This is a genomic window from Thioalkalivibrio sp. K90mix, from assembly GCF_000025545.1.
GTDB lineage: Bacteria > Pseudomonadota > Gammaproteobacteria > Ectothiorhodospirales > Ectothiorhodospiraceae > Thioalkalivibrio.
This window is the reverse complement of the sequence record NC_013889.1, coordinates 2,440,991-2,462,418: the sequence shown is the minus strand read 5'-3', so window position 1 is coordinate 2,462,418 and position 21,428 is coordinate 2,440,991. Positions and strand designations below refer to the sequence as shown.

At 66.1% G+C, this 21,428-nt stretch carries 19 protein-coding genes; 8 read left to right on the top strand and 11 right to left on the bottom strand.

The features are described 5' to 3' along the window. Window positions 1-16: 16 nt before the first annotated feature. On the bottom strand, window positions 17-940 hold the full coding sequence (locus TK90_RS11750; RefSeq protein ID WP_012983701.1) for a GGDEF domain-containing protein: 924 nt from the start codon (window positions 938-940) through the stop codon (window positions 17-19). A 259-nt stretch (window positions 941-1,199) separates the two neighbouring features. Between TK90_RS11750 and TK90_RS11745 the strand changes: the two genes are divergently transcribed. Next, window positions 1,200-3,107: an ABC-F family ATP-binding cassette domain-containing protein gene (locus tag TK90_RS11745; protein WP_012983700.1), complete on the top strand. Its 1,908-nt coding sequence runs from the start codon at window positions 1,200-1,202 to the stop codon at window positions 3,105-3,107. Between the two features lie 75 nt (window positions 3,108-3,182). After that, window positions 3,183-3,479: a hypothetical protein gene (locus TK90_RS11740; protein WP_012983699.1), complete on the top strand. Its 297-nt coding sequence runs from the start codon at window positions 3,183-3,185 to the stop codon at window positions 3,477-3,479. Window positions 3,480-3,598: 119 nt separating this feature from the next. Here TK90_RS11740 and fliL read toward each other — a convergent pair whose 3' ends face one another. The 3 genes from fliL to TK90_RS11725 form a co-directional block, all read right to left on the bottom strand. Next, a complete protein-coding gene (gene fliL, locus TK90_RS11735; RefSeq protein WP_012983698.1) occupies window positions 3,599-3,997 on the bottom strand; it encodes a flagellar basal body-associated protein FliL in 399 nt (132 codons plus the stop codon). Further along, a complete protein-coding gene (locus TK90_RS11730) occupies window positions 3,994-4,830 on the bottom strand; it encodes a zinc-dependent peptidase (protein ID WP_012983697.1) in 837 nt (278 codons plus the stop codon). Before TK90_RS11730 ends, fliL begins: the two co-directional genes overlap by 4 nt. 307 nt (window positions 4,831-5,137) lie before the next feature. Next, window positions 5,138-5,785 carry an outer membrane protein gene (locus TK90_RS11725; RefSeq protein ID WP_012983696.1) on the bottom strand — a complete coding sequence of 216 codons (648 nt, stop codon included), beginning with the start codon at window positions 5,783-5,785 and terminating at the stop codon, window positions 5,138-5,140. Between the two features lie 168 nt (window positions 5,786-5,953). Here TK90_RS11725 and TK90_RS11720 point away from each other — a divergent pair, with 168 nt between their 5' ends. Both TK90_RS11720 and TK90_RS11715 read left to right on the top strand, forming a co-directional pair. Beyond that, the gene (locus TK90_RS11720) at window positions 5,954-6,319 is read left to right on the top strand and encodes a hypothetical protein (RefSeq protein WP_012983695.1); all 366 of its coding nucleotides are present in this window, start codon (window positions 5,954-5,956) and stop codon (window positions 6,317-6,319) included. Window positions 6,320-6,413: 94 nt separating this feature from the next. Further along, entirely contained in the window at window positions 6,414-6,830 is a 417-nt protein-coding gene (locus tag TK90_RS11715; protein WP_012983694.1) for an ABZJ_00895 family protein, read from the top strand. Here TK90_RS11715 and TK90_RS11710 read toward each other — a convergent pair. The 7 genes from TK90_RS11710 to budA all read right to left on the bottom strand — a co-directional run bounded on the left by TK90_RS11710 (window position 6,827) and on the right by budA (window position 13,305). Further along, window positions 6,827-8,512: an alpha/beta-hydrolase family protein gene (locus TK90_RS11710; RefSeq protein ID WP_012983693.1), complete on the bottom strand. Its 1,686-nt coding sequence runs from the start codon at window positions 8,510-8,512 to the stop codon at window positions 6,827-6,829. The two genes, TK90_RS11715 and TK90_RS11710, sit on opposite strands and share 4 nt — an antisense overlap. A gap of 96 nt (window positions 8,513-8,608) precedes the next feature. Beyond that, window positions 8,609-9,028 (bottom strand): hypothetical protein, encoded by a 420-nt coding sequence (locus TK90_RS11705; protein WP_012983692.1) that lies wholly within the window; start codon window positions 9,026-9,028, stop codon window positions 8,609-8,611. Window positions 9,029-9,206: 178 nt separating this feature from the next. Beyond that, complete coding sequence (locus tag TK90_RS11700) at window positions 9,207-9,689, bottom strand: DUF302 domain-containing protein (protein ID WP_012983691.1); 483 nt, start codon at window positions 9,687-9,689, stop codon at window positions 9,207-9,209. Between the two features lie 19 nt (window positions 9,690-9,708). Beyond that, window positions 9,709-10,071, bottom strand: coding sequence for a group 1 truncated hemoglobin (locus TK90_RS11695; protein WP_012983690.1), 363 nt, complete (start codon window positions 10,069-10,071; stop codon window positions 9,709-9,711). Between the two features lie 20 nt (window positions 10,072-10,091). After that, a complete protein-coding gene (locus TK90_RS11690; protein ID WP_012983689.1) occupies window positions 10,092-11,195 on the bottom strand; it encodes a class I SAM-dependent methyltransferase in 1,104 nt (367 codons plus the stop codon). A gap of 285 nt (window positions 11,196-11,480) precedes the next feature. Further along, window positions 11,481-12,368 carry a helix-turn-helix domain-containing protein gene (locus tag TK90_RS11685; RefSeq protein ID WP_012983688.1) on the bottom strand — a complete coding sequence of 296 codons (888 nt, stop codon included), beginning with the start codon at window positions 12,366-12,368 and terminating at the stop codon, window positions 11,481-11,483. 124 nt (window positions 12,369-12,492) lie between these two features. Next, the gene (gene budA, locus TK90_RS11680) at window positions 12,493-13,305 is read right to left on the bottom strand and encodes an acetolactate decarboxylase (RefSeq protein ID WP_012983687.1); all 813 of its coding nucleotides are present in this window, start codon (window positions 13,303-13,305) and stop codon (window positions 12,493-12,495) included. A 147-nt stretch (window positions 13,306-13,452) separates the two neighbouring features. Between budA and gshA the strand changes: the two genes are divergently transcribed. The 4 genes from gshA to TK90_RS11660 all read left to right on the top strand — a co-directional run bounded on the left by gshA (window position 13,453) and on the right by TK90_RS11660 (window position 20,545). Continuing rightward, window positions 13,453-15,039, top strand: coding sequence for a glutamate--cysteine ligase (gene gshA, locus TK90_RS11675; RefSeq protein WP_012983686.1), 1,587 nt, complete (start codon window positions 13,453-13,455; stop codon window positions 15,037-15,039). A 142-nt stretch (window positions 15,040-15,181) separates the two neighbouring features. Next, entirely contained in the window at window positions 15,182-16,198 is a 1,017-nt protein-coding gene (locus TK90_RS11670; RefSeq protein WP_012983685.1) for a glutathione S-transferase family protein, read from the top strand. A 76-nt stretch (window positions 16,199-16,274) separates the two neighbouring features. Further along, complete coding sequence (locus tag TK90_RS11665) at window positions 16,275-17,390, top strand: efflux RND transporter periplasmic adaptor subunit (protein WP_012983684.1); 1,116 nt, start codon at window positions 16,275-16,277, stop codon at window positions 17,388-17,390. Then, a complete protein-coding gene (locus TK90_RS11660) occupies window positions 17,387-20,545 on the top strand; it encodes an efflux RND transporter permease subunit (RefSeq protein WP_012983683.1) in 3,159 nt (1,052 codons plus the stop codon). Before TK90_RS11665 ends, TK90_RS11660 begins: the two co-directional genes overlap by 4 nt. Window positions 20,546-21,428: the final 883 nt, after the last annotated feature.

The following is a 21,428-nucleotide window of genomic DNA, read 5'->3' as shown; positions in this document are numbered from 1 at the left end:
CAGCTTCGGTTGGGGGTCAGTTGCCCGCCAGGACGCGGTTGCGTCCGGACTGCTTGGCGGCGTACAGCGCTTCGTCGGCCTTCTGATAGAGGGCCTGCAGCGTTGTGCTGCGGCCCACGCTCGCGACGCCGATGCTGGCGGTGACCTTGACCATGCCCTCGCTTTGCAGGGCTGATGCATCATCGGCGGTCGCGGTGGCGCGGATATTCGCAATCGCCGTGCGGATGCGTTCCGCGCATTCCATGGCGCAGGCCAGGTCGGCCCCCGGCAAGACGGCCAGGAATTCCTCTCCGCCCATACGCACCAGCAGGTCGGACTGACGTGTGGCCGCACGCAGCGTGTCCGCTACGCGGCGCAGCAGCTCGTCGCCTACCGCATGGCCGTAGTCGTCGTTGATGCGCTTGAAGTGGTCCAGGTCGATGGCCAGCACGGACAGTGGGCGGTCCTGGCGGCGGCAGTCGGCCAGCCACTTGGCGCCCTGGATCTCGAAGGCGCGGCGGTTGCCCAGTCCTGTGAGTTCGTCGCTCTCCAGGTTGGACATCAGTCGCCGGAACCGGTGGGCATTGTGCAGGGCGGGGGCCGCCAGCCCGAGCAGCGCCTCGATCTGCTGCTGTTCTGCATCACTGAAACGGCGTCCGCGCATCAGGATCAAGGAGCCCATGGTGGCGCCGTTGTAGCTAAGCCCGTATTCGATGCGGTGGCGGTCATCCTCGCCGCCCGACCAGGACTGGTCGTCGCCATCGGTGTAGAAGATCCACCCGGAATGCTGCAGGAGGGTATGGAGCTGTTCTTGCAGGCGCTGAAGGACGGCGTCGAATTCCAGTGTCGCGGTCAGGGACTGGACGAAGGCCAGCGCGTCAAATGGGGCCTCGGGGCGTTCGGTGGATTTCCCCTTGCCCGATACCAGGCGCAGATTCCCTGCGTTTCCGTCGCGATTCATGGCAGCCTCGCCGTATCCAGAAGTCTTGGGGTCAAGATGAAGCGAATTTTGTGCCACTTGATGAAAGCCTTTAATAAACAGAATGATGGATCTATTCGCTTGGGCGCGGTGACAGAAAATCGGCGCCTGCCTGCCGGGGTGGCAAGGCAGAGCCGCCTCCGGCGGCAAAGGGTGGCAATAAATTGACGCATGGGTCGGGAGGGGCTTTAAACGCGAACCCCCGTGTGTGCGCGGGTACCCGTTTCCCTACACTACGCCCATGATCCGACTCTCCGACATCGAGCTGCGGCGTGGCCGGCAGGTGCTGCTGCAGCACAGCAATCTGACTGTTCACGCCGGCTGGCGCGTAGGGCTTACCGGGGCGAATGGCTGCGGCAAGTCCTCGTTGCTGGCCGCATTGCAAGGCGAACTCTCCGTGGATGCGGGCCATGTCGAGGTTCCGGCGGAGTGGGTGGTGGCCCACCTCCCGCAGGAGGTCCCGGGCAGCCCTCGTCGAGCGGTTGACTATGTACTCGATGGCGATGCCGAGCTGCGCGACCTGGAGCGGCAGCTGGAGTTGGTCGAGGACGGCGCGGAACACGCGCGGCTGTATGCGGCCATCGATGCGGTCGATGGCTGGTCCGCCGAGGCCCGCGCGCGCCGCCTGCTGGCCGGTCTCGGGTTTGCGCCGGAGGATGCCGATCGCCCGATGAGCGACTTCTCCGGTGGCTGGCGGATGCGGCTTGGTCTGGGACGGACCCTGATGACCCGCTCGGACCTCCTGCTGCTGGACGAGCCGACCAATCACCTCGACATGGAGGCTATCGTCTGGCTGGAAGGCTGGCTGGCGCGCTATCCGGGCACCGTAATCGTGATCGCCCACGACCGGCGTTTCCTCGATGCGGTGGTCACGCACATCGCGCATATCGAGCGCGGAAGGATCGAGCTTTACAGCGGGGGTTACACCCAGGCCGAGAAACGACGCGCGGAGGTCGCGGCACAAAGCGAGGCGGCGGCGGCGAAGGTCGCCGCCGAGCGTGCGCACCTGGAGGACTTCGTGCGCCGTTTCCGCGCCAAGGCGAGCAAGGCGCGCCAGGCCCAGAGCCGGCTGAAGCGCCTCGAGCGGCTGGACGAGGTGGCGGTAATCCGCGCCGCGCGCCCGATCCACCTGGAGATTCCGACGCCGGGGCGCCTGCCCGATCCACTGCTGGCGTTGGAGGCGGCGGAGGTCTGCGACGGCGAGACCTGCCGCCTGCGGGCGACCGACCTGCGGCTGCGCCCGGAGGATCGTATCGGGGTGCTGGGACCCAACGGCGCCGGGAAATCGACACTGCTGTCCCTGCTCGCAGGAACGCTCGCGCCGACGGCGGGCGAGCGGCGGGTCGACCCCGGCCTGCGGGTAGGCTACTTCGCCCAGCATCAGCGCGAGCAGCTGGACCTGGCGGCCTCGCCCCTGACCCATATGACACGGCTGGATGCCGACGCACCGGAACAGCGCCTGCGTGACTTCCTGGGCGGCATGGGGTTTCCCGGCGAGCGCGCGGACAACCCCGTCGGACAGTGCTCCGGCGGCGAGCGGGTGCGTCTGGTGCTGGCGATGCTCATCTGGCAGGCACCCGCGCTGTTGCTGCTCGACGAGCCGACCAACCACCTGGACCTCGACATGCGCGAGGCCCTGGCGGAGGCACTGGAGAACTATGCCGGCGGATTGGTCGTGGTGGCGCACGACCGCGAACTGCTGGCGCGTGTCTGCGACCGTTTCTGGCGGGTCGAGGATGGCTGTCTGACCGAGTTTGACGGCGACCTGGATGACTACGCGCGCGAGCTGCAGCGCGAACGGGGGGTGCCGGTCGCCTCCGCGCCGTCCGCGCCGGAAGCGCCACGTTCGCAGAAGGAGCGTCGCCAGCAGGCCGCCCAGGCGCGCGCGGCGCTGCGTCCACTGCAAAAGCGGGCCGATGCGGCGGAGCAGGCCTGTAGTGAGTTGCAGCAGCAGCTGGAGGCGATCGAGGGCGAGCTGGCCGATCCCGCACTGTACACCGGAGATGATGCGGGACGGCTGGCCGAGCTGACCCGTGAGCAGGGCGAGTTGCGTGCGCGTCTGGAGGACGCCGAGGCTGAATGGATGGAGGCGCTGGAGGCGCTGGAGGCGCTCGAGTCAGCGCGCGGGTATTCTGTGGGCCAGGTCTAATATCCGAGCCTTGCACTCGGGTATTCGGGGGTCTATACAGGAGAGTGAATACACCGGCACGAGGAGTCATTCGCAATGAATGCACAGGAACTCAATCGTCGTTGTGTCGAACTCTTTCAGCACCCGGATGCGCAATTGCACTGCTGGCACCCGCGCATGTTCTGGGAGACCCACATGGTGGAAAACCCGAAGCCGGAGGATCTGCAGCAGCCGAAGGTGGACCTGCGTGAGCTCGAGGTGCTGCTGGCCGAGGCCACGCACCAGGATTCACAGTGCGCTGCCGAGCTGGAGCAGGAAGAACCTGGCCGGGCAACCCTGATCCGGCACATGGTCGAGCGTGGCGAGATGCCGCTGCTGCACCGGCCGCACTGATCTTGGCAGGATGAACTGGGTCCCTGGCGGGACCCCGGCCCGGTCCTCCGTCGGGCAGCTTGGGCCCCGGCAGATCTTGGCTGCCGGGGTCTTCTTTGTCCGGCCGGTGGCGCGCGTTACTACTGGCGGATGAAGTCCGAGAAGTACAGGGCCTCGATGCGCGGGGCGCCGGTCAGTTCCTCCAGCAGCTCGTTGAGCTCTTCCATCGCCTCCTGGCGCAGGTCTTCGCGGGCCGCGCTGCCGCGCAGGCTGTCGGGCGAGCGCCCCCCCAGGATGCGAATGAGCCGGTCGCGCACGGCCGGAATATGTCCACGGATCTCGCGGGCATCCTCCATCTCCGCCGCCTCGAGTTGAATCTTGGCTTGCAGGTAACGGGCGCGATCGGAGGACTCCATGTTGACCACCACGGGTTCCAGGGTCACGTAGCGGCTGTCGAGGTCGTCGACCGCGACAGCGCTGCCGGGGATGATCCACCACAGCATGGTGAGCAGGAAAAGGCTTGGTGACAGGGTCTTCATGCGGAGATCTCGTGTGGCAAGTGGGTCCCTTGCGTGGCGATGGCCGCCGCGCGACGGTGCGGTTCCTGGCGAAAATACCGGACCAGATGATCATAGACCGCCGGCAGGGCCTCGCGCAGCCCTTGCGGCTCGAAGAAAAAGGCCTCCGCGGCCACGGCCAGGAACTCCTCCGGGGCGGTCGCGGCGTAAGGGTCCAGCGGTAGCTGGTCTTCCGGGACGTCGTTTTCCACGGCCTCGACAAGTGCCTCGTAGGCTGCGGTGAAGTCGCGGGTCCAGTCTGCGGCGGAGTGATCGCGCGCCAGCGGCGGAAAGCCGTTCACGTCGCCGTTGCCGGCATCCAGCACGTGGGTCATCTCGTGCACCACGACGGCACCGTCGCGAACGACATCGGCCCAGGACAGGATGACCGGTCCGCGCTCCCAGGCCTCGCCGGACTGCGGCATGGCCCCCTGATGCACGATGCCATCCTCGTCCACCCATTCGTGTTCCGGCACGAAGGTGTCCGGGTATAGCACCAGCGTGCGCCAGTCGCGGTAGGGGGCGAGCCCCAGCTCCAGGACTGGCAGTGCCGCGTAGGCCGCGATCATGCGGCACTGGCCGGGGGTCGGCTCGGACTCGATGCCCACGAACTCGCGGGTGCCCAGCAGCTCTTCTACCAGCCCCTTCAGGCGTTCGGCTTCCTCGGGCGTGAGCGTCGCGATGAACGGAACCTGGCGGCGCAGGGTCTCCCATTCATCGGGGCCGAGTGGCACGCGGCCGCCATGGCCGGTCGCAAAGGGCTCGATCAGCCGTTTGAGCAGGCCGCGCAACGGATAGTGGGGCGTATCGTGCATGGGTTAATCGTCGCATGTTTGTGGCCCGACTGCCGCCGCGTTAGGCCGGCGTATGCTTTCCCTGGGGGCTTGCTCGGTGGTCCGAGGGGGTGTGAGCCGGAGCGCGGGGTGCCTGGAGGGCATCTGCGGTCGGGAGGGCGTCGAGTTCGGACCCGAGCACTACGCCTGTGGTCGTGTCCTCCCTGTATCTGGTCGTCCACTACACCGCGGAGAGTCTGAAGCACCGTGTGGCAGCCCTCCGGCTGAAGGCGGCTCAGGCCTCCTGATGGACCCGTCGCGCCCCGGATCGGACGCGACGGGGGCGGGGTCAGAAGCGATAGCCGAGGCCGAGCGTGAAGCGCTGGGCGTCGGGGTCGAAGCGCAGGGTGAACTCGTCTTCGATGCGATAGCGTTCGCTCTCGTAGAAGGTGTAGGAGTACTCGGCACGCATGAACAGGCGGTTGTCCAGCTGGTATTCGACGCCGACACCAATCCGGGCTCCGTTGATGCTGTCCTTGAAGCGGAGGGACAGGTCCTCGTCGGTTTCGGTCAGACGGTAGTCGAAACGGGAGCGCTGGTAGCCGGCCAGCCCGTAGAGCAGGACGCTGTCGTTGACGGTGGTGCCGAGCCGGCCGGTGATGCCATAGCTGTACTTGCTGTCGACCCCGAGTTCCGCATCGTCAATCCGGACTGTCAGATCGGCATCCTCGGTCTGAGCGTCGAACTCGACACCCAGGTAGAGCCCGTTGTCCAGGACGGTGCCCCAGCCGGTCATTACCCCACCAGTCAGGCCGGAGGCGCTGAGACCGGAGATACCGCCGTCGTCGGCTTCGCGGTAGTCAATGTCGTATCCCACCCAGCCAAGCTGGCCGCCGACGTACGAACCGTGGAACGGACTGGCTTGGGCGGACCCGGCCATTGCCAGGAGAGAAAAAACCCCCGCAAGGGCAATCCCGAAGCGGCTTTTGTTGTGCATGGCGATGCTCCCTTTTTGTTGTGAACGCGACAGGATTCGGATGTCCCGCGCGCGGGGAATGGTGGCACAGTTTCCGTCGCGCTGGGCGCTGGCATGAGGGGTTCTATGCCAGAATCGCCCTTTCGAGCAGCCCGAGTGGCTGCACACTGCAAGCAATGAGGTCAAACAATGCGCAAGCAAACGGGAATCGCGGGGCTGCTGCTGGCGGTGATGCTGGTGGCGGGTGCCGTGGTGCAGGCAGACGAGCCGCATACGGTGGAACAGCTGAACCAGGCCCCGTCCGAGCTGGAGGGCGAACAGGTACGTCTGGAAGGTATCGTTGGGCGGGTGCAAGAGGACATCATGGGCCGCAACTTCATCCACTTCGTGGATGGCACCGGCCACGAGGGTGACTACATCACCATCACCTCGACGGAGCTGCCCGAGGTGGGCGATCGCGTTTCGGTGACCGGGACCCTGATCCTGGATCGCGACTTCGGCGCGGGTTACACCTATCCCGTGATTATCGAAGACGCCGCGTTTTCCAAGGAGTAGCTGCATGTCATGATGGTGCATGTCGGGGGACTCCGGCGTGCATCCAGGCCGCACAAGGGCGTGCGGTTTCCAGACGTCCCATGGAGGGGAGACGATGTCCATCAAGAGCTTGCTTCTACGTTTCGTACTGCTTTATTTCTCGCTGTCGATCGCTGCGATGGCGGTGGTTGCCTGGTTCGGGCTGGACGAGCTTGGTACGGCGCTCGGCATCGCGATTCTCGTACTGGCGGTCATGTGGCCATGTGAGGCCTTCGGGCGCAGAAACGGGCGCTATCTGTCACCCTCCGAGAAGCGGTGGGTGATCGCGGTGATGGTGGCCGTGCTCTGGGGTACGCAGTTCCCCCTCACGCTAGTGCTGGTATGGGCCGAAGGTATCGCACTCGACGCCGTGGCCCTCGGGATAGCGGCCTTCTTCGCGCTGCTTTATGCGGGATTCGTGGTGGCGCTGGTGAACCTCACTGGACGCAACCTGCGCAAGCGGGGCCTGATTCCAGAAGGGGCTTCCGACTAGTCGGTCAGATGGCGTTTCAGCCACTCGAGTTCGTCTTCCGACCACTCCGTGGCCGTCACCGCCTGCCAGCTGTCGATGTAGTGCTCGGTGGCGTAGACATGTCCGTAGCCGCGCGGTGCGGCATCGCCAATGGCCACGTCCACGGCCAACTGCATCATGGTGACGACCGGGTACCAGGTCAGGTCCGGCGAGACATCCGGGCCACGTGGTGACTGCATCCACTCGGGCTTGCGGTACAGCGCCTGCGGCTCGAAGAAGGTGATCGGGTCGCTTGCGTACTGCAGGTAGACGATGCGCATCGGACCCCAGGAGGCACCGGGGATGTCCAGGTGATTCTCCTGATTGGTGAAGCGCACCACCGAGCTGTCGCGAAAACGCGGCAGCCACGCCGGGGAATCCGGCTGGCGCTGGCGCGTGATGTCACGCCAGGTCTCACTGCGGAAGGGTGGGCCGGCCCACAGCGCACCGTTGAACGGGTCGCCGATCACGTCGTACAGGTCCGCCGCGCGTTCGGAGTTCAGTGCGCCCAGACTCAGGCCATAGAGGTACAGCTCCGGACGCGCATCCGCGGGCAGCTGTTTCCAGTAGCTGTAGATCTCCGCGAACACGGCCTGGGCGGTCTCGTGACCGTACTGGGATTCCGACATCAGTGACAGCCAGCTCGGAAGGTAGGAGTACTGCACGGCGACGGTTGCGATGTCGCCGTTATGCAGGTACTCCACCGGCGCGATCGCGCGGTTGTCCACCCAGCCGCGTCCGGTGGGCGTGGCGAGGATCAGAACCGAGCGGTCGAAGGCATCCACCCTCAGCAGTTCCTGCAGGGCCAGGCGGGCGCGTTCCTCGATTTCCTCGGCCGCATTCAGCCCGACATACACTCGGATCGGATCCAGGGCCCTTTCACCGGTGAAGTCCGCGATGTCAGCCGCAGCCGGGGTGTCGCTGATGAAGCGCTGGCCCTGACGACCCAGGCCCTCTTCCCAGGAGATCAGCGACTCGGCACTGCCCGTGCGGTCGGGGTTGGCTGGCTGCTCGGCCCCGGGGTACTCGCGTACGTCGAACTGCTGGAAGCTGCGATCGGCGGTGCGCAGGCCGTATTCAAGGACGACGCCGTCGATCACGGCCCAGAACACTGCGGCGGCCGCCACGACACCGATTACGTTCGATAGCCGGCGGGGGATGAAACGCCGCAGGTGCTGCGCGAGAAAGCGCACCAGCAACTGGAACAGTCGGGCGACGGCCAGGGTCGCTGCGAACACCGCCGCGGCGATCAGCCCCAGGCGGACCGGGAAGCCCCCGTCCACCGGCTCCTGATCCATCAACTCGCGGATGGTGTTCTGCCATTCGGTGGCCTGCCACAGAAAGGCCAGCACGATCAGCGCGGCCCCGCCGCCGGCGATCAGCACCAGGGTGTTGTGTACGCGCTCGCTGGGCTCGGGCAGCTCCAGGTAGGACCACAGCCAGTGGAAAAACACACCCAACCCGTAGCCCGCGGCCAGCGACAGACCGGACAGGATGCCCTGTACATCGTCGGTACGCGGGATCAGGCTCGGGGTCAGCGAGGCGGCGAAGAACAGCGTGGCCAGGATCAGCCCCGGGATGGACAGCGATCCCAGGACACGGGTGGCCCAGCCGGGCCAGATAAAGCGCCGCAGGCGGGTTTGCAGACGGGCGACGACAGACATCGCGTGCGCGGTTCCTTCGCGGATGGAAAGCCTCATCCTGTCTGGCCCACGGGACCGGTTCAAGTCTCCGCGGCGAAGCCCCGTTTGCTCTGGGATCTATTGACCGTTATGGCGCTGCTCGAACGGATGCCGCTGGCGAAAGCGAAAGGTCGCTTCGACCATGCGCAGGGCAATGCCGAACAGGGCGACCTGCAGCAGCAGGCCTCCTGTCGCCGCTCCGGCTGCCAGGCCGGTGGCCAGTCCAAGCGCCATCAGCAACATCAGGATCATGGCGGCGATGCGGCTGCGCAGCCAGCCGCCGATGACGGCGAGCAGTGCGACCAGGGTCCCCTCCAGCATCGTCGGGGTGTGCTGCATCAGCAGACCGAGTGCGACGACGACCGCACCGGCCAGCGCCAGCACCCAGCCGGCGACCCGGGCCAGTCGCTGTGCCTTTTCCACTCCGTCGACCGTTTGCAGCAGAAGCCAGAGATCGGCGCCGGCCCCGGCCCAGTGGCGTGAACGTGAGTGCTTCATCGCGCCAGCGTACAACGCGAAGGTGACGGTTCTGTGACAGGCGGTTTGCGCAATTAAACCAGCGTCTCCTTCAGGACTATTGCGGCTGGCGGGTCTCCGGACCGTCTCTGTCCGGAGACCCGTGCCTGTGGCCAGGCGTGGGCCGCACCGCCGCGGATCGTTGGCGTCCGGCTACGGCTCATTGCCTTGCGGGCGCGGCCCCAGGCCCCAGGGCATGGTTCAGCAACGTCTCGAAGGCCGGCTCGGCGCGTTCCACTGCCCGCTCCAGGCTCGGATGCGGCTGCAGCGTGGTCATGAATTTCGGGTGCAGCATGGACAGCTTGGTCGCACCGTCTTCCTCGTACAGCCCGATATGGCCGCAGGGCATCATCGCGCCGACATGCATCCCGGCATCCAGGATGTCGGGCCCCAGGGGTAGATAGCAGACCTTCAGGGCCGTGATGTCGCCACCGGCCAGGCCGAATTCGGCCAGAAAGATCCAGTCCTCCTCGTTTTCGGCAAACTCGCGGATGGTCCGCGCCAGTTCCTCGCGCGATTGCTCGGTGTCGTGAATGATGAAGTGGTCGTCGGGTTCGGCGGCGACCGCCGGAGCGGTCAGGGCCAGGGTCACGGCGGCCGCGACAGACAGTGCAAGGGCCGTGAAGGGTGAGTAGGTCTTCATGGTTCGTTCCTCCGGGATTTCAGACCCGCACGATCTCGGGCTTTAGCGACCAGGAGATCATCAGCAGTTCCTCCTTCTCGCGCTGGCCGACCCCGTGTTCATCCAGGGCCTCGACGATGTCGTCGACCACCGCGACGAATTCCTCCTCGCTGATGTTCATGCCGCGATGGGTGGTCAGCATGTCGCGCCCGCTGTAGGCCTGCGGCCCACCGGTGCCGTTGCAGATGAATTCGGTCACCAGACGGATCACGTCATTGCGATCCGCGTCGACGTAGCGGTTGCGGATGGTGGTGTTCTGCGTGTGCTTGTCGAAGATGGTGCTGGCGAGTTCGTGGATGCGTGCCTCGCCGCCCAGGCGTTCGTAGAGACTTGTGTCGGTCATGGTGATCCCTCCTCGCGGGGTTATCGGGTGGCCACGTACCAGTTGTTCTGCGGGTCGTGGGGGAGTCGATGGACCTGGATGTCGTGAAAGCCGGCGCGCGCCAGGTACTCGCGGGCCCGGGGTTCACCCCACATCGCGCCCAGCCCCGGGCCGCCCTGAGCGAGTGATACCGGCATGCAGTGCATGCAGGACACGGTGTATAGAAAGGGGCCCAACGGGTGATCGAGATCACCGTGGATTGCGCCGGAGCCGCGAATGTCCTGCATCAGGTAGATCCCCTCGGGTGCGAGCGCGCGGTGGATGCCCCGCAGCACTGCGAGGGGGGCGGCCTGGTCATGAATGGCGTCGAAGGTGGTGATCAGTTCGTATGACCGGCTTTCGACGTGACGATCCAGTGCGGCCGCATCCGCCTCGACGAACTCAAGATTGGTCAGTCCGTCCGCCTTTGCCTCGACGCGGGCGTGCTCGATGGCCTGAGTCGAGAGATCTACGCCGGTGAAGTGGCTGCGCGGATAGAGCGTCGCCAGGCGGTGGATGATGCGGCCGCGGCCGCAGCCGACATCGAGCACCCGGATCCCGCGCTCGAGGTGGTCGGTCAGGCCCGGTACCAGGGGCAGGATGTCGCTCTCCAGCGAGGAGAGGACCGACTGGCCACTGTCCTCGGCCATGACCTCGTGGAACCGCGTGTAGTGTTCGTAGGGCACGCCAGCGCCAGTGTGGAACGCTGTGACAATCCGGTCTTCCACGGCGCCCAGCAGGCCGATGTACTGGGCGAACACGGCCAGGTTGTCGGCCGCGGCGGCCCGGGTCAGGCAGGCGGCATGCGCCGCAGGCAGGACGAAGCGCGGACCCTCCGGCTCCACGGTAACTAAGCCGCCGGTGGCCATCGCACCCAGCCATTCGCGTACGTAGCGCGGGTTGAGGCCCGCGGCCGTGGCAAGTTCCTCTGCAGTAGCGGCGGGGCGTTCGCGCATCCGGTCGAACAGCCCGGTGCGATGCCCGATCGAGACCATCAGGCACAATGCACCGTGGTTGAGGATGTCGATCAGGTGCTCGCCGAAGGCCTCGGCGGTCCGTGGCGTTGCTCTTGTGGGGGCTGCACTGGCTTGTGGGTCGGAAGACATGGACCGGGCTCGGGGATGGCGCCGGATGGCTTTGTCTTGAGCCTAGGGGGTGGGGCCGCCCCGCGCGGTCACAAACTTGCGCCGGGTGGCGCTTTCTTGCGGCAAATGTCCCGCCGGGCGGGTAACGCTGGCGGGCCAACCCCGCAAACCATTGAAAGCTGGGGCTCGGCCGCCCGTTGTTATCAGAAACGGGCGCGGGAACGGCGTTGCGGTCCCCTTGTGCAGAATGACTGAACGGCGGTCACCGCGCATTAAACGCACGCAAAAGCGACTCGAGCGTGTAGATTAGTCAGTGTTTCCCTGGGCGGCGCTGCCCGCCTGGAGGCGCCGGTAGACGCCCGGGGCCACGCCGAAGGCACGGCGGAAGTGGCGGGCCAGCTGCTGCGGGGAATACCCAGTGGCGCTGGCGATCTCGGTCACGCTCAGCTGGCTGTCGGCCAGCAGGTCGCGGGCCCGTTCCAGACGCAGGCGCGTAAGGTACCGATGCGGCGGCAAGCCGTGCGTCTCGCGAAAGGCGCGCGCGAAGTGCCAGGGCGACAGCCCCGTCAGGGTGGCCAGATCGCCCAGTGTGACGCGGTGATCCAGATGGTCGCGCATGTACTCGATGACACGTGCCGACTGGTGCGGCGCGAGGCCGGCGCGGCGCGCCTCCAGCTCCTGGTGCTGATCCGCGAGGCGGGCAAGGCGCACGACCAGCACCGCGATCATGCTCTCCACGAACAGACGTGCGGCCGGATCCTGCCGGCCCATCTCCTGCCAAAGGGCGGCCAGGGCCTGACTCACCAGAGGGTCGGCCTGTGTGCGGGTATGAAGGGGGCCAAAGTCCAGCGGGTCATCGGAGTCGCGTTCCAGACAGGCGCGGGCGAGTCCCGCTGGTATACCGACAAAACGCATCCTGGCGGGGTCGTGCATCTGGCAGTAAGTAGGAACGTTCGGTGGGATCACCACGAACTCCTTCAGGTCTGCCCAGCCGGAAAAAGCCCCGGCGCCGATGTCGCACCGAAAGCGAAAGGGCGCCCCGCGGGTGTCGCTAATCATCAACTCGTGCACCGGCGGCGTGCTCATGCGCCCCGGCGGGTGGGCGTTCTCGATCATCGGGACCGGAGGGTCCTGGCGCGCCCGCACCTCTCGCAGGAACGGCGCATCACGCCCCCGCGCAAAGAAGTCGAGCATACTGGCCGTTTGTTGTGACATCGCCTGCACCCCGCAGCTTTAGCTTATAGGCCACGGCGAGCCGGCTATCCAGGTTAAGGCGGGCCTTGGGTGGTAGTTTCAGGGCAATGCGATGGCGGCTGGGTCAGTGTTCGGCCTCGTTGAGGTCCTCGGATGTGTCTCGCGACAGGTCCGCGGTCAGATAGTCCAGTGTCATGGGCAGGCCCAGATCCACGCGCGGGAGGTGCTGCAGGGCGATGCGGATGGATCGCGGGCGGGCCTCCAGCAGGTGGCCGCCACAGCGGCGGTCGGCGTCCACGAAATGCAGATGGTAGCCGGGCACCGCGACCGACTGCATGAACTCGGGGGTCCAGAAGCCGGCCATCGAACCCTCAATGCCCTCGAATTCGTATTCCGGCTGCTCGCGGGCAACCTCCACCAGCGGCCGGTAGGCGTCCTGGCGCGGGACCGAGCGGGTGCGTACGTAATCGAACACGCCGTCCAGCCGGATCGCGTAGACCATGTTGTGCGACGGGATCAGGCGGTCGAACAGGGCGAGCAGCCCATCGTAGTCCATCGGGGTGTCGATGGTTTCCTCGCTCCACGGGCGAAAGCGCGTGACGCAGGCGAAGGGCGTGCGCGTCTCCGGGGTGACCGCGTAGGCCCGGCCGTCCGAGCGCAGCTGGAAGACCTCGCCATCCAGGACCACCATCTCGCCGTCGAGGTCGTTGAAGGTACCCAGCCCGAAATCGCCACGATCGAGGATGTCGGCGATCGTCGTGTCCTCGCGATAAAGCCCCTCGACCAGGGCGTTTACCGGGGCCGAGACATACAGGCTGGCGGCGCTCGCCGGCGTATCCAGCCAGCGCTCGAGCAGGGCCTGCGGGTCCTGGCCTTCGCGGCGGGCACGGGCGCTCAGGCGTTCCATCAGGTGATTGGGTAAATCGTTACGGGACATCTCGGTGGCTTCCGGTCAGCACAAATGGTTGTCGGCAAGGTTGCGCGGGCGTCGGGCTTCCCGCAACCCCGTGCCGGTTGCATGTGACCCCGGGGGCGCATTCCGGTATGTTCGCCGGGTTTGCAGACAGGCAGGAAACGCACCCCAGTGGGAACCGACGAACGCAATCTGCAGGGACTGGTCGCGCAGCTGGCGGAGCGCCTGGCGGGCACAGGCCTGCACGGGCGCATTGGTCTGGAGAAAGAAACGCTGCGCGTCGGCCCGCAGGGGTCACCGGCCCTGACCCCGCACCCGGTCGCACTGGGCTCGGCGCTGACCCATCCGAATATCACGACGGACTACTCCGAGGCCCTGCTGGAGCTGGTCACCCCGCCATTCGACGATGTGCGCGAGACGCTGGGTTTTCTGCACGACCTGCAGGCCTTCGCCGCGGCCAATGTCGGCGACGAGACCCTGTGGTCGACCTCCATGCCCTGCGTGACGGCCGACGACAACGCGATCCCGGTCGCGCAGTACGGCACGTCCAACGCCGGACGCATGAAGACCGTTTACCGCATCGGGCTGGGGCACCGTTACGGGCGCAAGATGCAGGTGATTGCCGGGGTGCACTTCAACTACTCCCCGCGCCCCGAGTTCTGGCCGGCACTTGCGCAGGTGCTGGGCGAGCAGGACGACCGTGCGTTCCGCGACGAGCGCATGATGGGCATGATCCGCAACCTGCTGCGCTTCGGCTGGCTGGTGCCGTATCTGTTCGGGGCCTCGCCGGCCGTGTGCAATTCCTTCCTCGAGGGTCACGGCGCGGTGCTGGAGGACTTCGACGACGACACCTCCTATCTGCCGCATGCGACCAGCCTGCGCATGGGCGATATCGGCTACACCAACCGCAAGGAGGCGGATACCGGCATCAAGGCCGATTACAACTCGCTGGCGGGTTACGTGGATTCCCTGCGCTGCGCGATCAACACCCCCAGCCCCGAGTGGGAGCGTATCGGGGTGAAGGTTGATGGCGAGTACCGTCAGTTGAATGCCAACATTCTGCAGATCGAGAACGAGTACTACTCCACCGTGCGCCCGAAGCAGCCGCTGGAGCGCTTCGAGAAGCCCACCGATGCGCTGGAGGCGCGCGGGATCGAGTACGTCGAGCTGCGCTCGGTCGACATCAACGCCCAGCACCCGCTGGGGGTGGACGAGACCCAGCTGCGTTTTCTCGAGGTGTTCGCCCTGGCCTGCCTGTTGCAGCCGAGCCCCTTGCTGGAGCCGGGCGAGCTGGATGCAATCGATGCCAACCTGCTGGACGTGGCGCACTACGGCCGGCGCCCGGGGCTTGCGCTGCGCCGCCCCGATGGCGAGGTCGCGCTGCAGGACTGGGCGCGCGAGCTGCTGGCCCTGATGCGCCCGGTCGCCACGATCCTCGATCAGGAACTGCCGGGCGACCCATACCGCCGTGCATTGAGCGAGCAGTGGGGCAAGGTCGAACAGGCCGATCTGACTCCCTCGGCGCGCATGCTGGAGGACATGATGGCGCGCGAGGAGGGCTTCTACCGCTACGCCAGCCGCCTGTCCGCGCAGCACCGCGAGGCATTTCGCTTCAACGGCCCGCTGCCGCGCGCCGAGACGCTGGAGGCCCTGGCGCGCCAGAGCCTGGCGGAGCAGGCGGCGATCGAGGCGGCCGATACCCTGGACTTCGATACCTTTCTTGCCCGCTACTTCGACGGCACGCTGCGGGCCTCCTGAGCCTCGCGATCCCTCCCCCAGTCGATTCGGTATTTTCGAACTCTCGGGCGGAAATAACGCGATTTATTTTCGATTTTATCGACAGGATAATCGAACCCATCATCCGTAACGGTGGCGGCTGGACCGCTACAGAGGGAACCCCATGAGTCTCCTGATCAACGGCGAACTGCGCGAGGGCTGGCTGGAAGAAGAGTCCGACGAGAACGGCGAGTTCGTGCGCCAGGACCAGCAGTATCGCAACTATGTCACCGCCGATGGCTCCGCGGGCCCGCTGGGCGAGGGCGGCTACCCCGCGGAGTCCGGGCGCTATCACCTGTATGTCTCCTACGCCTGCCCCTGGGCGCATCGCGCGCTGATCCTGCGCAAGCTCAAGGGCCTGGAGCCGCATATCGGGCTGTCGGTGGTGCATCACTACATGGGCGATGCCGGCTGGTCCTTTGATGACTGCGACGGCTGCACCGGCGACCGGGTGCACGGTTCACGCTACATGCACGAGCTCTACACCCGCACCGATCCGAAGTACACGGGCATCGTGACCGTGCCGGTGCTGTTCGACACCCGGACCGACCGGATCGTGAACAACGAGTCGGAAGACCTGGTGCGCATGTTCAACAGCGCCTTCGACGGCATCACCGGCAATACGCTGGATTTCTACCCGGAGGACCTGCGCGAGGAGATCCGCGCGGTCAACGAGCGCGTCTACGAGAATGTGAACAACGGGGTTTACCGCTCCGGATTCGCGACCAGCCAGAAGGCCTACGACGCGGCCTGGGACCGCCTGTTCGAGACGCTGGACTGGCTGGAGGATCGCCTGGCGCGCCAGCCCTTCCTGGTGGGCGACCGGTTGACCGAGGCCGACTGGCGGCTGTTCACCACGCTGTTGCGTTTCGATCCGGTCTACTACAGCCATTTCAAGTGCAACCGCCAGCGCCTGATCGATTACCCGCACCTGCATGCCTACATGCGCATGCTCTACCAGCGCCCCGGTGTGGCCGAGACGGTGCGCATGGATCACATCAAGGCGCACTACTACGGCAGCCACCCGATGCTGAACCCGAGCCGAATCGTGCCGAAGGGGCCGCTCCTCGATTACCGTGCGCCGCACGGGCGGTCGCTGGGAGACTTGCCGGTCGAGCTTCGGAACGCCACAGAAACGTGACGGTCGTTACACTATTGGCGAGAACCACGGTGGCTCGGGCTTGCCCGGGCCACCTTCGTATCGAGGGGTTGGCTGGGTGAAGGCGATTGGCGGGTTGCTGGGATTGGTGGCCGTGGTGGCGCTGGGCGTGGCCGCCTGGTACTGGTTCGAGGGTGAATCCGCTACTGCAAATGGTGAAGCGCAGGCCGTGGGCGAGGCCCCGAGTGCGTTGGATCGGCGTACCCCAGTACGTACAGCGGTGGTCCAGCCGCGCACCTTCGAAACCATCGTCGAATCCCTGGGAACGGTTCAGGCCAACGAATCGGTGACGGTCACCGCGAACGTGACCGAGCGCGTGGTCGAGATTCTGTTCGACGACGGCGACGAGGTCGAGGCGGGACAAATTCTGGTGCGTCTGGATGCAGACGAGGCCGAGGCCGCGCTGCGCGAGGCGCGGGTCCAGGTGGATGACGCCCGGCGCGAGCTGGAACGCGTACGTGATCGCGTGGCGGATGGCGTCGTGACCCGGCAGCAGGTGGATCAGCAACGCTCGCGCCTGAGTGAGGCGGAGGCCCGGGTGGCCGCGGCCGAGGCGCGCGTGGCTAATCGCACAATCCGGGCGCCCTTCGCCGGCAGGCTGGGCCTGCGCCAGGTGAGTCCCGGATCCCTGGTCAGCCCCGGTACCCCAATCGCGGAGCTGGACGACATCGAGCGGGTAAAGGTCGACTTTGCGGTCCCCGAGCGGCATGCGGCCGCGATTGTGCTCGGCAGCACGATCCATGGCCGCAGCGCGTCCGGGGCATTCGAGGGACAGGTTTCGGCCGTGAGCAATCGCCTCGATGTCGCGACCCGCACGCTGATCGTGCGCGCCGCCGTGCAAAACCCCGACCTGATCTTGCGCCCCGGGATGCTGGCCAATGTGCGGCTGGCCCTGGACCCGGTGGAACGTGTGGCGATTCCGGAGGGCGCGGTCCAGCAAGTCGCCGATCAGCACTTTACCTTCCGCCTGCTGGACGATGGCACGGTGGAACGCGTGCAGATTCGTATCGGCCGGCGCATGCCGGGGTTTGCCGAGGTGCTCTCCGGCATCGATGCGGGCGACACCGTGGTCTCGGAGGGCGTGTCTCGCGTGCGTGATGGTCAGTCCGTACGGGTGCTCCCGCCGCGGGTGCCCGAGACGCTGGAAACCGGCGAGGCCGGCACCGCGCAATGATTATCTCGGATGTCGCCAATCGCCGTCCGGTCCTGGCGATTGTCTTCAATCTGCTCCTGATCACCTTCGGCTTGATCGCCTACGACAATCTGCCGCTGCGCGAATACCCGGACGTGGACCCGCCGGTGGTCACGATCGACACGGTCTATCCGGGTGCCAGCGGCGAGATCATCGAGCGCGAGGTGACCCAGCGGCTGGAGGACCGGGTCGCCGGGATCGAGGGCATTCGTTTCGTTGAGTCCTCGAGCGAGGACGGACAGTCCCGTATCACCATCGAATTCAACCTGAGTCGCGATCTCGACGCGGCGGCGAACGATGTGCGCGAGGCGGTCGGCCGCGCGCTGCGCGACCTGCCGGAGGACATCGACCCACCCGAGGTCACCAAGGCTGATGCGGACGCCAACCCGATCCTCTGGCTGAATCTGTCCAGCACCACGATGGATGCGCTGGAACTGGCCGACTACGCCGAGCGCCACTTGATTGACCGGATCTCGGTGGTCGACGGTGTGGCGCTGGTTCGCCGTGGTGGGGCGCGCAGCTACGCGATGCGCATCTGGGTCGACCGCGAGGCCCTGGCGGCTCGCGAGTTGACGGTAACGGATATCGCTGACGCCCTGGGGGAAGAGAACGTCGAGCTCCCGGCCGGGCGCCTGGAGTCGGTGGAGCGTGAATTCACGGTGCGGGTGGATCGCCAGTACCGCACACCGGAGGACTTCGCCAACCTGGTGCTCAAGCGCGGCGAAGGCGGCCAGCTGGTTCGCCTGAGTGATGTGGCCGAGGTGAACATCGGCGCGGATACCGAGCGCAGCGAGTTTCGCGGCAATGGCGAAGACATGATCGGGCTGGGGATCATCCGTCAGTCGAACGCGAACGTGCTCGACGTCGCCAATGGGGTCAAAGCCATGGCCGCCGATCTGCAGGACAGCCTGCCAGAAGGCACCTCGCTGGTTACCACCTACGACGAATCGGTGTTCATCGAGGGGGCGATCCGCGAGGTCTATATCACCCTGGCCGTCGCGACGGCGGCGGTCGTGTTCGTGATCTGGCTGTTCCTCGGGAGCTGGCGGGCGACCATCATCCCGGCGGTGACGGTCCCCGTGGCGATCACGGCGGCGTTTATCGGCATCAATCTGTTCGGGTTCTCGGTCAACCTGCTGACCCTGCTGGCGCTGGTACTCGCGGTGGGGTTGGTGGTGGACGATTCCATCGTCATGCTCGAGAACATCCACCGGCGCATCGAGCGCGGCGAACCGGGCCTGCTGGCGGCCTATCGTGGGGCCGGGCAGGTCGGTTTCGCAATCGTCGCGACCACCTCGGTACTGATCGCCGTGTTCGTGCCGCTGGCCTTTCTCGAGGGCATGGTCGGGCGTTTGTTCACCGAGTTTGCGATTGCCATGGCGATTGCCGTGTTCTTTTCCAGCCTCGTTGCATTGACCCTTGCCCCGGTATTGTCCGGGCGCCTGATGCACAAGGGCGACGACGAAACCGGTATGGCGCGCTATATCGGGCACGGTTTCGCGGCGCTGGAGCGTGGTTATGGACGCGCGTTGCAGAAGGGGCTGAAAGGTGCCTGGCTGATTGTCCCCGTTCTCGCGCTGGTGCTCGCGGCCGCCTGGTATCTGTTCGATACCCTGCCCGAGGAGTTTGCGCCACAGGAGGATCGCGGCGCGTTCTTCGTGCTGGTGGACGGCCCTGAAGGGGCCAACTTCGACTACATGAGCCGCCAGATGGCCGAGGTCGAGTCGCGTATTCAGCCGCTGATCGAGGACGGCCCGATTCGCCGCGCCCTGGTGCGTACTCCGCGCGGCTTTGGCGGCTCGGAGCTGATGAACAACGGCTTCGTGATTGCCATCCTCGAACACTGGGATGACCGCGACATGTCCGCTCAGGAAGTGATCGACGAGATCCGCGGGATCATCGGCGAGATGCCGGGTATCGAGGCCCGGGTGGTGATGCGCCAGGGCCTGTCGCCCGGGCGCATTGGGCCGCCCGTGCAGTTCGTGATCTCCGGGCCCGACTACGACACCCTCGAGCAGTGGGGCGAGACGATGCGCGAGGCGGCCGAAGGCATCGAGGGGCTGACCCGCGTCGATCTGGACTACGAGCCTACCCAGCCACAGATCAATGTGCGTCTGGACCGTGATCGCGCTGGGGATCTGGGCGTATCCATGCGCGATGTGGGGCGCACGCTGGACATCGTGCTTGGTGGGCGTGATGTGACCACCTTTGTCGATCGTGGCGAGGAGTACGACGTGATCATCGAGGGCCTGACGGACCAGCGCCGCACACCGGGGGATATCGACAATCTCTATGTGCGTTCGGCAGCCGGTGCGATGGTGCCCCTGTCGAGCCTGGTGACCTACGAGGAGTTTGCCGGGCCGTCATCCCTGGAACGCTACAACCGGGCGCGTGCGGTTACCCTCACCGCTGGGCTGCAGGATGGGATGACACTCGGTCAGGCCCTCGATGCCCTGGATGCCAAGGCGGCCGAACTGCTCCCGGCGGAGGCGGGGATCGACTACAAGGGCGAGTCGCTGGATCTGCGTGCGGGGTCCGAGGCGATCCTGTTTGTCTTTGCGTTGGCGTTGCTGGTCGTGTTCCTGGTGCTGGCGGCGCAGTTCGAGAGCTTCGTGCACCCCTTCGTGATCATGCTGACCGTGCCGCTGGCCGTGGTCGGGGCATTACTGGGGCTGCATTTGACCGGGCAGACCCTGAATATCTACAGCCAGATCGGGATGGTCATGCTGATCGGTCTGGCGGCCAAGAACGGGATCCTGATCGTCGAGTTCGCCAACCAGCTGCGCGACCGCGGGCGCGACTTCGACAGCGCCGTGGTCGAGGCGGCTCGTATGCGCCTGCGCCCGGTGCTGATGACCGCGCTGACGACCGTTGCCGGCTCCATTCCGCTGATCCTGGCCTCCGGCCCGGGTGAGGAGACGCGCTTCGTGATCGGGGTAGCGGTGTTCTCCGGGGTGCTGTTCGCCACACTGTTCACGCTGTTCGTGATCCCGGCCGCCTATCGTTTGGTGGCGCGTGGCACGACGTCGCCATTGGCGACGACCCGCCGCCTGCACGACCTCGACGCCGAAGTCACCGACGTCGACGGCGAACGCCGCGGCGCCCGAGCCTCATCCGCCCCACGCGCCGAACCCTGATCTGCCGTTTCCCGGCCGCCTGCCTTGTTGCGGCTGGCCCTGATTCGGCATCCGGTGTTTACGGTGGCTTCGTCCAACCGCCTGCCAAGCGCTCACTCGCGAGCGCGCCGCGCCCGTTTTTGATCAACAACTGGCTTTCTTGCTTGCCCAAGAAAGTACCCGTCGAGGCGCACCCGGATTCCGCCCGGGGACCTTGCTCCAGGGCCCTCGGGCCGGCGGCGCTGAAACTCGCTACGCCTTTGGCTTCGCTCAGACAGTCAGCGCCTTCTCCCGGCCCGAGAACCCTTCCGCAAGGGGCTTCATACGGGGGGGGATAAGGTCAAAACAAGAGCCATTCCCCAACGTTTCGCCCAACTCCAACGCCGTAGGGTGCGGTTGAGCACAGCGAAACGCACCGTCCCGACGTCGGGGAAACTCTGATGCGATTCGCTTCGCTCATCCGCATCCTACCTGCCCCCGGCGCCCGCTCGCGGGCGCGGAACGCCAGGGCCGAAGGCCGCGCGTGCCCAGGATGTGGGAATACCTAGCCTCCATCCATGAGCAATATAGTCGGGACAGCCGTTGTCTTGACCTTCACCCCCGTTGTCGTCGCGCCGAGTGGAGAGGCTTTTCGCAGGAAGAGAGGAGCTGACTGTCTGAGCGAAGCCGAAGGCGCAGCGAGTTTCAGCGCCGCCCGCGAAAAGCCTCGGAGCGAGGGAAACCCCGGCCCGCGCAGCGGGCCGGGGTCGCGGCAGTCGGGCGTGTTTCTTGGGTACTTCTTTGCACGAGCAAAGAAGTACCTCGCGGCGCGCTCGCGAGTGAGCGCTTGGCAGGCGGCGGGCCGAAGGCACGTAAACACCGGATGACGAGCCAAGGCCAGCCGCAACGGCGGAAGTGGCCTGGC

Bases quoted from the DNA above. Each gene is read 5' to 3' on its own strand.
- TK90_RS11750 (WP_012983701.1), bottom strand. From the start codon at position 940: ATGAATCGCGACGGAAACGCAGGGAATCTGCGCCTGGTATCGGGCAAG.
- TK90_RS11745 (WP_012983700.1), top strand. From the start codon at position 1,200: ATGATCCGACTCTCCGACATCGAGCTGCGGCGTGGCCGGCAGGTGCTG.
- TK90_RS11740 (WP_012983699.1), top strand. From the start codon at position 3,183: ATGAATGCACAGGAACTCAATCGTCGTTGTGTCGAACTCTTTCAGCAC.
- fliL (WP_012983698.1), bottom strand. From the start codon at position 3,997: ATGAAGACCCTGTCACCAAGCCTTTTCCTGCTCACCATGCTGTGGTGG.
- TK90_RS11730 (WP_012983697.1), bottom strand. From the start codon at position 4,830: ATGCACGATACGCCCCACTATCCGTTGCGCGGCCTGCTCAAACGGCTG.
- TK90_RS11725 (WP_012983696.1), bottom strand. From the start codon at position 5,785: ATGCACAACAAAAGCCGCTTCGGGATTGCCCTTGCGGGGGTTTTTTCT.
- TK90_RS11720 (WP_012983695.1), top strand. From the start codon at position 5,954: ATGCGCAAGCAAACGGGAATCGCGGGGCTGCTGCTGGCGGTGATGCTG.
- TK90_RS11715 (WP_012983694.1), top strand. From the start codon at position 6,414: ATGTCCATCAAGAGCTTGCTTCTACGTTTCGTACTGCTTTATTTCTCG.
- TK90_RS11710 (WP_012983693.1), bottom strand. From the start codon at position 8,512: ATGTCTGTCGTCGCCCGTCTGCAAACCCGCCTGCGGCGCTTTATCTGG.
- TK90_RS11705 (WP_012983692.1), bottom strand. From the start codon at position 9,028: ATGAAGCACTCACGTTCACGCCACTGGGCCGGGGCCGGCGCCGATCTC.
- TK90_RS11700 (WP_012983691.1), bottom strand. From the start codon at position 9,689: ATGAAGACCTACTCACCCTTCACGGCCCTTGCACTGTCTGTCGCGGCC.
- TK90_RS11695 (WP_012983690.1), bottom strand. From the start codon at position 10,071: ATGACCGACACAAGTCTCTACGAACGCCTGGGCGGCGAGGCACGCATC.
- TK90_RS11690 (WP_012983689.1), bottom strand. From the start codon at position 11,195: ATGTCTTCCGACCCACAAGCCAGTGCAGCCCCCACAAGAGCAACGCCA.
- TK90_RS11685 (WP_012983688.1), bottom strand. From the start codon at position 12,368: ATGCTCGACTTCTTTGCGCGGGGGCGTGATGCGCCGTTCCTGCGAGAG.
- budA (WP_012983687.1), bottom strand. From the start codon at position 13,305: ATGTCCCGTAACGATTTACCCAATCACCTGATGGAACGCCTGAGCGCC.
- TK90_RS11670 (WP_012983685.1), top strand. From the start codon at position 15,182: ATGAGTCTCCTGATCAACGGCGAACTGCGCGAGGGCTGGCTGGAAGAA.
- TK90_RS11660 (WP_012983683.1), top strand. From the start codon at position 17,387: ATGATTATCTCGGATGTCGCCAATCGCCGTCCGGTCCTGGCGATTGTC.